At 73.9% G+C, this 13,208-nt stretch carries 8 protein-coding genes, 1 rRNA gene and 1 pseudogene; 2 read left to right on the forward strand and 8 right to left on the reverse strand.

Annotated elements, in window-relative coordinates:
- Window positions 1-426 precede the first annotated feature (426 nt).
- From BAW75_RS28495 to BAW75_RS28510, 5 genes and pseudogenes are all read right to left on the reverse strand, one after another.
- Window positions 427-3,648 (reverse strand): annotated as a pseudogene (locus BAW75_RS28495) (DUF3367 domain-containing protein); the annotation flags it as partial.
- A complete protein-coding gene (locus BAW75_RS28500; protein ID WP_208635331.1) occupies window positions 3,642-5,090 on the reverse strand; it encodes a glycosyltransferase family 4 protein in 1,449 nt (482 codons plus the stop codon). The pseudogene BAW75_RS28495 and the gene BAW75_RS28500, both read right to left, overlap by 7 nt.
- Window positions 5,087-5,911: a glycosyltransferase gene (locus BAW75_RS28505; protein WP_064446837.1), complete on the reverse strand. Its 825-nt coding sequence runs from the start codon at window positions 5,909-5,911 to the stop codon at window positions 5,087-5,089. Before BAW75_RS28505 ends, BAW75_RS28500 begins: the two co-directional genes overlap by 4 nt.
- Window positions 5,912-5,920: 9 nt before the next feature.
- Entirely contained in the window at window positions 5,921-6,082 is a 162-nt protein-coding gene (locus BAW75_RS32485) for a hypothetical protein (protein ID WP_157539048.1), read from the reverse strand.
- A 41-nt stretch (window positions 6,083-6,123) separates the two neighbouring features.
- The gene (locus tag BAW75_RS28510; protein WP_104115575.1) at window positions 6,124-7,863 is read right to left on the reverse strand and encodes an MmpA family trehalose lipid delivery protein; all 1,740 of its coding nucleotides are present in this window, start codon (window positions 7,861-7,863) and stop codon (window positions 6,124-6,126) included.
- Window positions 7,864-8,032: 169 nt separating this feature from the next.
- Between BAW75_RS28510 and BAW75_RS28515 the strand changes: the two genes are divergently transcribed.
- A complete protein-coding gene (locus tag BAW75_RS28515) occupies window positions 8,033-9,301 on the forward strand; it encodes an MATE family efflux transporter (protein ID WP_043327814.1) in 1,269 nt (422 codons plus the stop codon).
- Here the strand turns inward: BAW75_RS28515 and nudC are convergent.
- The gene (nudC, locus tag BAW75_RS28520; RefSeq protein ID WP_043327813.1) at window positions 9,198-10,097 is read right to left on the reverse strand and encodes an NAD(+) diphosphatase; all 900 of its coding nucleotides are present in this window, start codon (window positions 10,095-10,097) and stop codon (window positions 9,198-9,200) included. The two genes, BAW75_RS28515 and nudC, sit on opposite strands and share 104 nt — an antisense overlap.
- A 185-nt stretch (window positions 10,098-10,282) precedes the next feature.
- Between nudC and BAW75_RS28525 the strand changes: the two genes are divergently transcribed.
- Window positions 10,283-12,100, forward strand: a complete 1,818-nt coding sequence (locus BAW75_RS28525) for a VanW family protein (RefSeq protein WP_069089573.1) — start codon at window positions 10,283-10,285, stop codon at window positions 12,098-12,100.
- A gap of 58 nt (window positions 12,101-12,158) precedes the next feature.
- On the opposite strand, the gene BAW75_RS28530 is transcribed toward BAW75_RS28525, so the two are convergent.
- Together BAW75_RS28530 and rrf are read right to left on the reverse strand one after the other, a co-directional pair.
- Entirely contained in the window at window positions 12,159-12,785 is a 627-nt protein-coding gene (locus BAW75_RS28530; RefSeq protein ID WP_030502154.1) for an NADPH-dependent F420 reductase, read from the reverse strand.
- A 298-nt stretch (window positions 12,786-13,083) separates the two neighbouring features.
- Window positions 13,084-13,200, reverse strand: a 5S ribosomal RNA gene (gene rrf, locus BAW75_RS28535).
- Window positions 13,201-13,208 lie beyond the last annotated feature (8 nt).

A 13,208-nucleotide genomic window follows, 5' to 3' on the forward strand; every position in this document is an offset into this window, starting at 1 on the left:
GTTCTCCGGAACCATCAGGTAGCTGCCGCCACCCGCACCGATCTCGATCGACCGGCGCTGGTCGTCCCAGTCGACCACGCTCAACGCCCGGCGCGGCGACGCGGCGACGACGGGCCGTTCGGCCGGCGTACCGCTGAAGATCACGCTGTCCACGACGAACCGGTCCGCCGGGGCGGAGACCTCGTTGCCGCCCGCCCGCAGCGTGACCTGCTCCGCGCCCGCCTTCGCGGCCCGGCCCGACGACGTGGCGGGAGCGCAGGCGCGGTAGCGCAGGGGCCGCAGGTCGCGCAGGTCGCGCAGCGTCCCGGTGGCCGTCGTCGGCACCTTCACCCCGTTGACCACGATGGTGGGCCCCGCGCCGCACGGGAGCGTCACCTCACGGTCGAGGCCGCGCGGCTGGTTCAGTTCGGGCACGCCCTGCACGTCCACACCGCTGAGACCGACCGGCAGCGACTGCGGCTCGAACAGCGCCGTCGACCGGCTGACCCTCGGCACGGTAGAGGTCACTGCAACGGTGAGCCCACGGGTACGCAGAGCCGGGAAGCGGGCGACACCGTCCAGGTCGACAGTCACCTCCCGGATGCCGTCGTCACCGGTGATCCGGACCGTCCTGGGCGGCGCCGCGACGAGGCTCTCCGCGAACCGCAGCCGCACCCAGCTCACCTTGCGCGCGGTGGCCCAGCGCATCTTCACTGTCGGTTGCGGATCGCTCGGATCCGCCCACCAGGCCGTGCCGTCGTCCCCGTCCCCCAGCGACCTCGACGAGGCGACCGGGTCGGCGAACCACGAACTCGACGTCGTGAACGTCTCGCCGCCCGTCATCTCGTCGTACGTCGCGAGCGCGGTGGCGGGCGTGGCCCGGGCCAGGCCGGTGAGCTGGGTGGGGATCGCGTCCGGCAGGTCGAAGCGCCGGGGCACCAGCCCGGTCTCCTCGCCCTGCCGGATCAGGTCGGGAGCGCACAGGTAGTGGTCACCGGCGACCGCGCAGGCGGATCGATCGGTGGCCTTGCGGGCCAGCGCGACCACCTCGGGCGCGACGGCGTCGGCGGGCACCTCCGGCAGTCGCAGGTAGCGCTCGGGCGTCACCCCGGCGACACTCAGCTCCCGGATACCCGCCCGGCGGCCCGGAACGTCGGCGTCCGCGACACTCTCGACTGTCACCCGCAGCCAACTGCTCCGGCCGGCGGGCAGCGGCAGGCTCGCCGTCGACCGGCCCGCGCCGGTCACCGGGTGCACCTGGGAACCGCCCGCGGTGCTGACCCGTACCGAGGTGACCGGCGCGCCGATCACCTCGTCGCCCATCACCTGCACCTCCACCGAGTCGGCCTCGATCGGGTCGGCGAAGCGCAGCTCGACCCACTGGCCCACCGGTTTGCGCGCGCCGTCGGACAACCACGCGGTGCCGATGTCGCCGTCGACGGCGGCGAAGGGTGTGGCCGACGGGTCGCGCAGCCCGGCCGGACCGGTGACGTCCGCCGCGCTGGACGACGCCCGGACGTCGGCCACCCCGGCGTACGCCGAGGAGGTGATCGACGACCGCCACGCCGGGTCGAGGATGTCGTGCTCCAGGCGCTCCAACTGGGTCGGGTCCTGCTCGGTCAGGGTCCGCGAGGTGTTGCCCCGGACCAGACCGAAGTCGACCTCCCGGTCCCGGAGGCTGTCGGCGAGCACGGTGCCGCCGTCGCTGACCAGCGGGGGGTCGCCGTCGAGGATCACCGGCCGGTTGCCCAGCACACCGGCGTCGCTGAGGTCCAGCAACGTCTCCGGCGCGCCGACCAGGTTGAGCGGCAGCGCGGCGTCGGTCAGCGTGGCCCGGGGGGTTGGCCGGTCCACCTCGTAGATCTCCACCGCCGGGTACGGCTCGTGCAGGCCGTAGTCCCACGCCCCGTTCAGGTCGGGCTTCACCCCGGACGCCGGGCCGAACGCGGCGACCCGGAACAGGCCCGGTGCGCTGTCAAGCGTGCGGTGCACCAGGACCGGCCAGGCGATGCCGCCGACCGGCTGGCGGAGGTCGTTGCGGACGAGCAGGTAGCGCACGCCGAGCCGGCTGAGCACGTCGGCCAGTCCGGGCGAGGCGGTGCCCGAGGCGAGCCGCTCGTCGATGGCGGAGAGCAGCCGCGAGTTGCCAGCCGATCCGCCCGGAACCAGCGCCCGCACCGCCCACGGCGAGTCCAGCAGCGGCTGCACCGGCTCGTCCAGCGGACGTCCCCAGTTGTACTCGGCGAAGTTGGAGCCGGGAACCAGCAGGGTGGTGCCCGGCCCGGCGTGCCGGTCGAGCCACCCGGTCGCCTGCCGCCAGTGCTCGGGCAGCGCGTGGAAGCCGCCGCCCGGAGCGAGTCCCGCCATCCCGGCGCCGCTGGTCACCGCCACGAGCGCGGCGGCGGTCGCGCCCAGCGCCACCCGCCGGGGCGCCATGTTCGTGGGGCGCGTGAAGCGGCGGATGAGCGCGATCCGGCCGACCGTGTCCAGCATGTGCGCGGCGGCCAGCGCAAGCGGCAGGCGGATCACGACGTCGAACTTGTGCAGGTTGCGGAGGGCGGCGAGCGGACCGTCGAGCAGTTCACGCATCGGCGACGCGAACGCGGCGCCCCCGGTCGACAGGTTCCCCGCGGTCAGTGCCAGCAGGCCGACCAGGGCGCCGACGAGCAGGAACCGCCGCTCCGGCAGGTCCCGGCGGGCGAGCCCGGCCAGGCCGACGCAGGCGATCAGGGCGGTGAGCACGATCATCCACGGGGTGGTGACCAGCGCCCATCCCGCGCGCCACCACGGCACGCCGTCGACGGCCAGGTAACCCACCCAGTGGGTGCTGCCGCGTACCGCCGACGGGAGCGACGTCACGCTGGTCGTGACCGCCGCGCTCTCGGTGTACGGCAGGAACGGGAACCCGTAGCGCTGCAGCAACAGCAGCGGCACCAGCCACCAGAAGGTGGCCGCCACCATCGCCACCGTCCACCACGCCAGCAGGCGGATCCGCCGCCGGCCGGGCGCACGGGTCACCACGTACAGGAACGCGGGCAGCACGGCGCACGCGACGGCCGCGCCGTTCGCGCCGCCCATGCAGACCACAGCGAGCCCGCTGAGCGCCGCGGCCCGCCGCAACGAGCCGCCCGCGGCCCCCTTGACCAGTGGCAGCAGGACCCAGGGGGCGACGCAGTACGGCAGCAGTTCCAGCGAGACGGTGCCGACCAGGGACAGTGCCCGGGGGGAGAGCGCGAAGATCGCGCCGGCCACCAGCCGCGATCCCGGGCCACCCAGGTCGAGGGCGCGGGCCAGGCGCACCACGCCGGTGAGGGCGACGCAGAGCAGCGTCGCCATCCAGAGCCGCTGCACCAGCCAGGCCGGCAGCCCCACCGCCTCACCGAGCAGGAAGAACGGGCCCATCGGGAAGAAGTAGCCGACGGCCTGGTTCTGGAGCGTGCCGAACTGCCAGTCCCCGGTCCACAGGTGAGCCGCGCGGGCGAGGAAACCGCCCGGGTCCAGGGCCATGTCCAGCTTCGTCTCGGGCACGATGAGCCCGGGCTCCTGGGTGACGCAGAGACCGATCAGCGCGAGACAGACCAGTAGCTCGCGCAGGCGCCACACCGCCAGGGACACCGTGGCGCTCGGAATTCCGGGGGTACGGCGAGCGGTCGACCAGGCGGTCAGCACTGCCGTACCGGAACGCCGGTGAGCAGTTCGTCCGCTCCGGCGTTCCGCTCGTCGATGTCGTCGGCTGCGACCCCCGCCTGCAGCAGCGCCTGCCGGACAGCGGCCGGCTCGGCGGCCGGCACCAGGAGCAGCAGGTTCTGCCCGTCGATCGCGACGTGCCGGGTACGCGGCAGGAGCGGTGCCACCCGGGCCAGAAGGCGTTCCGGCTGGTCGGTCCGGACCACCACCGACGTGTTCCCGGCGGCCCAGGGCAGCGGGCGCGGCGTCAGCAGATCCCCGAGGACCGCACGCACCCGCCGGCCGGTGTCGGTCCAGCGGAACGAGCCGCTCCACCGCCGGCACTCCGCGGCCATCCGGTCCGGCTCTCCGGGCGTCGCCAGGGAGTCCAGCGCGCGGTCGAGGCCGGCGGCCAGGTTCTGCGCCGGATCCTCACCCTCGTCGACCAACCATCCGGTACGGCCCGGCCGGACCGCGTCGCGCAGCCCGTCCACGTCGAAGGCGACAGTGGCCAGCCCGGCGGCGGCCGCCTCCACCACCACGAGACCCCAGCCCTCACCCCACGAGGCGGAGACGTGCAACCAGGCGGCGGCCAGCAGGGCGTCCCGCTCGGCGGCGGGCAGGTGGCCGTGCACGGTGACCATGTCGTTCAGCCCGCGCTCGTCGACCAGCCGGCGGACGCCCGCCGCGTCCGGCCCACCGCCGACGATGTCCAGACGCAGGTCGGGCCGTTGCGCCCGGAGCCGGGCCACGGCGTCGACCACCAGGTCCACCCGCTTGTGCCGGGTCACCCGGCCGACGCAGACGACACGTGGCCGGTCGGCGCGGGTCACGCCCGCGGCGGCCGGCCGGGACGCGTCGGCGCCGTTGGGCGCCACGACCACCGGGCCGGTCCAGCGCAGCCGCTCCCGGATCGCCACCGCCGTCGAGGGGGAGACCGCGAGCGTCACCGCGCGGCGGTAGACGCGCCGGGCGACCGGTCCCTCCAGCCAGGCGCCGAAGCGACCCACGACCGGGCCGAAGTACAACCGGAACTGCCGGTCGTGCACGTGGTGGATCACGCAGATCACCGGCACGGCCGCCGGCAGGACCGCCGGGCTGAAGAACGGGATGCCGTTCTGGCAGTCCACCACCGCGTCGAACTGCCGGCGGTGGCGCGCCAGCCAGCCCAGCACCCGGGGGTAGATGGTCCACCGGCCGCCGGTACGGACGATCCGGATGCCCTCGCGGACCTCGTCGCCGGGCTGCCCGTTCGGGCGCGCGGTGACGAAGGTGACCTCCGCGCCGGCGGTCACCAGGTCGCGGGCGACCTGCCAGGCGTACACCTCGGCGCCCCCGGCGTCAGGATGCCAGGGGTCCTTCCAGTTGAGCACCACGACCCGGCGGCCCACCACGGTGGCGTCGGTGGTGGGTGCCGCGTCGGTAGAGGGTGTTCCGACACTCACGGCCGCATTCCAACGGCGGCCGTGCCGCCGGTGACGTCCGGCGTGACCGGAAGCGTGACGAGTGGCATCACCGGGGCGACGTCGGCGCCACGGAGCCACCAGTTGATCTTCGCGACGTCCACGAAGCTCTGCCAGCCGTGCCGGACCGGTGAGAAACGGGAGCCGGGTACGTCCACCCAGCTGACCGGAATCTCCACCAGGCGGGCGCCCGCCCGCTCGGCGCGGCCCAGCACCTCGACGTCGAACGCGAATCCACCGCACCGCAGGGGCGCGAAGACCCGCCGGGCGACGTCGTTGCGGAAGAACTTGAACCCGCACTGCGTCTCGCTGACGCCGCGCACCACCTGCCGGACCGCGCCCCGGAACGCCACCGCGCCCCAGCGTCGCAGCACGCTGTGCCGCTCCTCGACGACCGACTCGGGGTGGGCCCGCGACCCGACCACCGCGTCCGCGCCGTCGTACAGGAGATTGAGCACCTGGGCGAGAGCGGCCGGCGCGGTGGCCAGATCGGCGTCACAGAAGCCTACGTAACGGGCGTCGCTGGCCAGCACACCCCGACGCACCGCGAAGCCCTTGCCCGGTTCGCCGCACCAGAGCAGGCGGACCGGAACCGGGCCGGGCGGCGCGTTCACCACCACGGCGCTGGTCCCGTCGTCGCTGGCGTTGTCCACCACGGTGACCCGGCAGGGCACGCCGAGTTCGGCCAGCGCCGCCCGGAGCAGGACCAGGGTGTCGGGCAGCCGGAGCGCCTCGTTGTACGCGGGCACCACGACGTCGAGTACGACCAGTTCTGACGAGACGTCAGGAGGGGGGACCTCCATGCCGCACCGTCAGCGCTCGCCGTACACGATGATGGGCTGCTCCACGCTCGCTGGCTTGCTGTTGCTGTTGCCGAGGGTGGACGCCCCGATCGAGACGGCCAGGATTCCCAGCACGGCACCCACCGCCGCGGCGACTACCGCGGTGAGGAGGGGATTGAAGGATGCCTTCATCGATGATCCCTTCGGAAAAAGGTACCGAAGAGTAACATGCGTCACTGCCGCTTGACCCGATGCGAAAGGGCGATCATCAGGGTGGCCCCCAGTACCGAATACCCCAGGACCGGCATTATGCCGATGCGACCGGACGAGCCGGAGAAATCGGAATCCGGCAGACGCAACAGCGTCAATGCCCCGTCCCGCCGGACCAGCTCGGCGCTCACGAACCGGCCCTCCACCTGCACGGCGTCCGGTTGGTCCGTCTGCACGAGCACATACCGCACCCCGAGCCGACGCAGAGCCGGTCCCGGATCACCCGGCGCCGCCAACGCCGCCGCCACCCGGTCCGCCTCCCGGCTCTCCCCACGGATCCGGTCCTGGCCGACCAGCACGTCCTGGTCCCCGACCACCGGCCGGCGGAACGCCCGCGAGGCCGGATCGAGCACCGGCACGTTCCCCGCCCACGGATAGGCCCGGAACGAGGACCAGGGCAGCGACACCAGGCTGCCCCCGGCCGGATCCCGGTTCACCTCGGCGCGCACCGCCGCCCACTCCGCCGGGTACCGCACCGTGTCGAACTGACCACCGAGACCCCACGCCAGACCGGGCATGAGCAGCACCGGAGCGACCACCAGCAGCGGGGCCAGCGCCCGGGCGCCGGTCGTCACGAGCGACTCCACGAGCATCCCGAGACCCACCGCCTGCACCAGTGCCAGCGGAGCGAGCAGCCGGGTGCCGTCCCGGACCGCGCCGGCCAGCGGAACGTGCTCGACCAGCGCGACCATCCCCTGCGCGCCCAGCGACCACGCCGGCGCCACGGCGACCACCGTGCCTAGCACCGCGCCGGCGAGCAGACCCCACCAGGCCGCCGACGGCCAGCGGCGACGGGTAAGCACGTACCCCCACAGCGCCGCGCCGGCCAGCGCCAGTGCGATCAGGGCGACCGCCCACTGGTCCCGGCCGACCGGCACGGCGTTCCGGCTCCACACGCCGCCCAGAGTCGCGACGCTGCCGAGCACGCCGAGTGGCGTGTCCGCGCGGACCGCGAACGCGGCCACCCCCCGCTCGTCGACGTCGACGGCGCCGCCCCGGCTCACCAGCGCGAGCCACCACGGAGCGGTCAGGCCGGCCAACGTCGCCGCCCCCGCCACAAACGCCCGCCACCGGCGCGCCAGAGCCAGCGCCGGGGCACAGGCGAACACCGCCGCCAGCACCATCGCCGGGCCGCCCAGCACCACCGCGGCCCCTCCGGCCACTGCGGAACGCCGCCCCGGGCCGGTGCCCACGGGCGGCGGCCGGAGCACCCCCAGCACCCAGGCGAACGCCCAGGGCAACGCCGCGAACCCCGCCACCACCGCCCACTGCCCGAGGTGCAGCCGCCCGTACACCCAGGGGTTCCAGACGTACGCGAGCCCGGCGGCGGCCCGTGCCAGCGGATGACCGACGGGCGCCAGCCGCGCCGCGCCCACCGCGGCCAGGACGAGACAGCCGGCCAGGAGCACCTTCTGGGCCACGTCGGCCGGGACGATCTGCGACAGCCCGACCGCGAGCAGCTCGCTCGGTACCGCACGCGGCAGTTCGGAGCCGCTGCCCCAGACCACCGCGCCGAACGGCGGGTCCGGCACGAACACCAGGTCGTACCGGAGGACGAAGCCACGGCGCAGCACCGGGCCGAGGATCGCGACGACCACGCCGACACCGAGCGCCGTCTCCGGCCACCAGCGGCGCAGCGCGACGGCGGCCCGCGACAGCGCCGGACCGAAGCTCGGTGACGCTCGACGCACACGGACCCCCATGAACCTGGACGGAAGCGGGCCCGACGTCGCACCCGGGGCTCCGGACAGCACTCTAGGCACAGGGCGAGTACGGACGGTAGCTTGCCTCACGACGTCGACGAGCGAGCCGCGACGACGACGCGAGGTTCGAGGCGAACCCGTTCCACCGGCGACACCGACATGAGGCGCGATGACAGAGACCACGGCAGGGCCCGGCGCGAGCCGCCTGGGAACCGCCGGCGCGGCCGTCGCGGTCGCCGCGATGGCGACGAACGGGCTCGCCTACCTGCTGCCCATGCTCGGTGCCCGGTACCTGCCGGTCGAGGAGCTGAGCGTCCTCGCCACGACGCTGGCCCTCGTCGCGATCGCCGGCGTCGCCGGCGTGGGGCTGCAGATGGCGGTCGCTGTGCACCGGGCCCGCCACCCCGGCGCGCCGACGCACCGGGTCAGCCTCGTCACCACGGCGGTCGCCGGCGGCGCCGTCGTCGTGGCCGCGCCGCTGATGATCACCGGTCTGCGGCTGTCGTCGACCGTCGTGGCGCTGGTCGCCGGCACCACTGTCGCTGTCGTCCTGGCCGCCCGGTGGCTCGGCGAACTGCAGGGTGAGCAACGCTTCGTCCGTCTCGCCTGGGCGATGGGGGTGGTGGCGCTCGGGCGGTACGGCGGCATGATCGTCGCGCTGGTCCTCGGCGCCGACGTCGTGGTCACCCTGCTCGCCGGCATGCTCACCGCCTGGCTCGTGCTGCCGGCGCTGGCCTGGATCGCCCGCCCCGACCGGCCCGCCGGGAACGACGTCGCCGCCACCATGCGGATCCGGCAGGTGGCGAGCGCCGGCACCGCCGCGCTGGCGATGCTCGCGGTGTCGTACGCCGACCTGATCTTCGCCCGCCAGCTGCTCTCGCCCGCCGACTCCGGGGCGTACGCGGTCGGAACCGTGCTCACCAAGGGCGCGCTCTGGGCCCCCCAGGTGATCGTGGTGCTGGCGCTGCCCCGGCTCGCCGTGGGAGACAACCGGGTCCGTACCGTCGTGCTCGCCATCGTCGCCGGCTGCGGCGTCGTGCTCGTCGCCGCCTCGGCCCTGGCCGGCGGGTTCGCGTTCCGGCTGGTGGGCGGCGAGGACTACACGTCCCTGGGGAGGTACGCCCCGTTCTTCGCCGCCACCGGCGCGCTCTACGCACTGATCTTCGCGGCCGTCAACGCGAAGATCGCGGCGGGCGCGCGCTGGCCGTCCGCGCCGCTCTGGGTCGCCGCGGCCGTCCTGGCCGTGCTCACCACCACCGTCGCGCCCCGCACGTTCCAGGGCATCATGTGGTGCGCGCTCGCCACCGCCGCGGGAACCGCGCTGGTGATGGTGTTCAGCCCTCCGCGAGCCAGTCGCCCAGCAGCCGGTGATCGATCGAGTCCACCCGGCCCAGCGGCCGCCCTGCCGCGACCCGCGCCCGCAGCTCCGCCCGGCTGAACCAGCGCGCCGCCAGCAACTCCACCCCGTCGACCCGGACCTCCTCGGACACGGCGACAGCCCGGAAACCCGCCATCAGCCCGGCGGGAAACGGCCACGCCTGCGACCCCTGGTAGACCACGTCGGTGACGGTGACGCCCGCCTCCTCGGCCAACTCCCGGCGGACCGCGTCCTCCAGGCTCTCGCCGACCTCGACAAAGCCGGCCAGCGTCGAATAGCTGCCCTCGGCCGCGCCCGCGTGCCGGGCCAGCAGGCAGCGCCCGGTCCGGCCGGGCGCCTCGACCAGCACGATCACGGCCGGCTCGATCCGGGGGAACCACAGCCGCCCGCACTCCCCACCGCTACAGGTCCGCATGTGCCCGCCGCCACCGGCCACGGCCCGGGCGCCGCACGCGCCGCAGTACCGCTGCTGCCGGTGCCAGAGCAGCAACCCCCGGGCGTACGCCTGCACCGCCGCCCCGGCCGGGTCGAGCCGGCCCACGAGCGTCCGGACATCGACAGCGCGCGTCGCGGCGGCCAACTCGACGGCGGCCCGCTCGCCGAGCGCGGAGAGATCGGCCGCGAACACCGCGACGTCGTCGTCGAGCCCCAGGAAGACGGTCTCCCCGGCGGCCGACCGGACGCGGGACGCGTGCTCGCCGGTGAGCCGGACCGGACCGGCCGCGTCGACCAGGCAGCGGTCCCGCCACAGCGGCAACACCACGCTCACCGGATCGGCCAGCCGCCCGGCCAGCCACTCCGCGTCACCGCGCAGCGCCGCCGCCCGGTCGAGCCACCCACCGCCGTACGCCAGCACCCGCTCACCGTGCCACGATCCGCGCCCGGGCGCGGCCCCGAATCGGGTGATCGGGCCGACACCGCCGAACGCCCGACACGACGCCGGGCCGGAGACTCCCGGCGCGCCCGGGCGTTGGTTACCGTAGGTGTCTCCCGCGGGGGAAGCGGTCCCCGCGTGTACTTCCGATCGAGGTTGCAGTGACGATGTACGGCGAGAAGGTGCCGGCTGCCGACGACCGGCCCACCATCAAGGTGGCGGCGGTGAGCTGGCCCGGCGTCGAGATGGAGCCGGTCGCCACACCGCCCGGAGGCGACACGGGCCGGCCGGGGCGGTCGCGACGGGCCCGGCTGCTGCTGGCCGGGGGGATCGTCGCGGCCGTGCTCGCCGGCGGCGTCGGCCTGGGCGCCTACGCGTACGCCGGTGACGTGCCCCGCGGCACCACGGTGCTCGGCACCGAGCTGGGCGGGCGCAGCCGCGCGGAGGCGGCGGCGGCGCTCCGCGCCGAGCTGGAGCGCCGGGCCGAGGCGTTGAACGCCCCGCTGGCGGTCACCGTCGGTGAGAAGAAGGCCGAGCTGAAGCCGTCCGACGTGGGGCTCGCCATCGACGTGGACGCCACTGTGGCGGCCGCCGCGAAGGCCGACGCGCACGCGGTGAGCCGGCTCGTCGGCTCCCGTACGGTCGAGCCGGTGGTCACCGTCGACCGGCCCAAGCTGGAGGCCGCCCTGCGGAAGGTGATGGGCTCGCAGGGGCGCGAGATGACGATGCCGGCGATCATCTGGACCGGCACCACCCCGAAGCCGGTCTACCCGAAGCCGGCGCTCACCGTCGACACCGACGGCGCCACCGGTGTGGTGAAGGCCGGCTGGCTGGCCGCCGAGCCGGTCACCGTGCCGCTCGTCGAGAAGTGGCCCGCCACCACCCGTGAGGAGGTCGACCGCCTCGTCGCCGAGCTGGCCCGGCCCGCCGTCGCCGCGCCGGTGACGCTCACCACCGACGGCGGTTCGGTCACCATCCCGCCCGCCGCCATCGCCCGGGCACTGCGCTTCTCCGCCGACGACGCCGGCACGCTCACCCCGAAGGTCGACGTCAAGCGGCTCCGCGCCGCGCTCGGCGACCGGCTGACGAAGCTGGAGGTCGAGCCGCAGGACGCCGGGCTGACCATCAGCGGCGGCAAGCCGAAGGTGGTGCCCAGCAAGGCCGGCCGCCAGGTCGACGCCGCCGCGCTCGGCCCGGCCCTGCTCGCGGTGCTGCCCAAGTCCGAGGGCCGTACGGTGTCCGCCGAGCTCAAGCCGGCCGCGCCCGAGCTGACCGAGGCGGAGCTGGCGAAGCTGGGCATCAAGGAGCGGGTGTCGACCTTCACCACCCACTTCACCGGCGGCCTCTCCTCCCCGCGCAGCCAGAACATCGTCCGCGCGGCGAAGGACGTGGACGGCACGCTCGTGAAGCCGGGTGAGACGTTCTCGCTCAACGGGCACACCGGTGAACGCGGCTACGACCAGGGATACAAGGACGCGCCCACGATCGTGAACGGCAAGCTGGTGCCGGGCGTCGGTGGCGGCGTCTCCCAGTTCACCACCACGCTGTTCAACGCCACCTACTACGCCGGGCTGGAGGACGTGGAGCACAAGCCGCACTCGTTCTACTTCAGCCGCTACCCGGCCGTGATCGAGTCGACCATCTACTGGCCGCAGCTCGACTTCAAGTTCCGCAACAACACGCCCCACGGCGTGCTCATCGACACCTCGTACACGTCCAGCTCGATCACCGTCTCGATCTGGAGCACCAAGATCTACGACAGCGTCAAGACGGAGTACGGCCCCCGCCGCAACATCACCCAGCCGAAGACCGTGTACCTGACCCCGGGGCCGTCCTGCATCCCCGCCGCGGGCGCCGTCGGGTTCGCCCAGGACGCCTTCCGGGTCATCAAGAAGGACGGCAAGGTCGTCAAGCGGGAGAAGTTCAGCTGGCGCTACGACGCCGAGCCGCGCTTCATCTGCGCCCCGAAGCCGGGCGACGACTGATCCACGACACACGGAAAGGCCCCGCCGGACGCATCCGGCGGGGCCTTTCCCATGCTTGTCACGGCCGCGCCGCGGCCAGCCCTTCGCGTACGCCGTCGGCGTCCCGGTCGGTGCCGTAGACGGGGGTGTCCGGCTGCTGCCGCCAGCTCTCGTCCAGGGTGCCCGCGTCGACCGGGTCGAAGCCCAGATCGTCCACGAGGCCCATCACGATCCGCTTGGCGTCCGCGTCGTCGCCGGCCACCGGCAACGCGATCCGGCCTGCCGTACCCGCCGGCTTGCCCTCGTCCATGAGGTGCGCCGCCTGGATGTTGTTGAAGACCTTCACCACCCGGGCGCCCTTGAGGTGGTCAGCGGTCCAGCGACTGGAGCTGAGGCTGCGGTCGAGCAGCTCGGCGATGTCGCCGTCCCGCTGGGGGTAGTAGTTGTTGGCGTCGACCACCAGCTTGCCGTCGAACAGCGCCGCCGGGAGCTGCGGCACCGCCTTCAGCGGGATCGCGATGACCACCAGCTCGGCGCCCTGCACGGCGTCCTCCACCGACACCGCCCGGGCGCCGGTCTCGGCGGCCAGGTCGGCGAGGCTCTGCGGCCCGCGGGAGTTGGCCACCGCGACGTCGTGGCCGAGTGAACGCAGACGACGGGTGAGGGTGCCCCCGATGTGCCCCGACCCGATGATTCCAATCTCCATGTCCACTCCTGTACCCCGTGCGGTCGGCCCCGATCACGGTCCCGACGTACGCCATGTCACGTTTCGGCCCACCGGCGTGGCCGGTGTCAGAGGTCCCGGCTCGACGGTACGAGACTGACGCGGCCGACGTGGTGATTCCCGTCGGCCGGCCCGAATCCAGGCGGTGTGGTGGCCGGTTCGGCGGTTCGGGGAAGTGGTGGGTGGTCCACCGTTCACGCGCGCCGGCATGAGGGCCGGTTTTCGGGGTGGACGCGTTTCAGGGCCACCCCCGTGAGGGGTGGCCCTGAAACGAAAGGTTGTCCGGCGGTGTCCTACTCTCCCACACCCTCCCGAGTGCAGTACCATCGGCGCTGGAGGGCTTAGCTTCCGGGTTCGGAATGTGACCGGGCGTTTCCCCTCCGCCATGACCGCCGTAACTCTATG

The sequence above is a fragment of the Micromonospora chalcea genome (assembly GCF_002926165.1).
Classification (GTDB): Bacteria; Actinomycetota; Actinomycetes; order Mycobacteriales; family Micromonosporaceae; genus Micromonospora; species Micromonospora chalcea.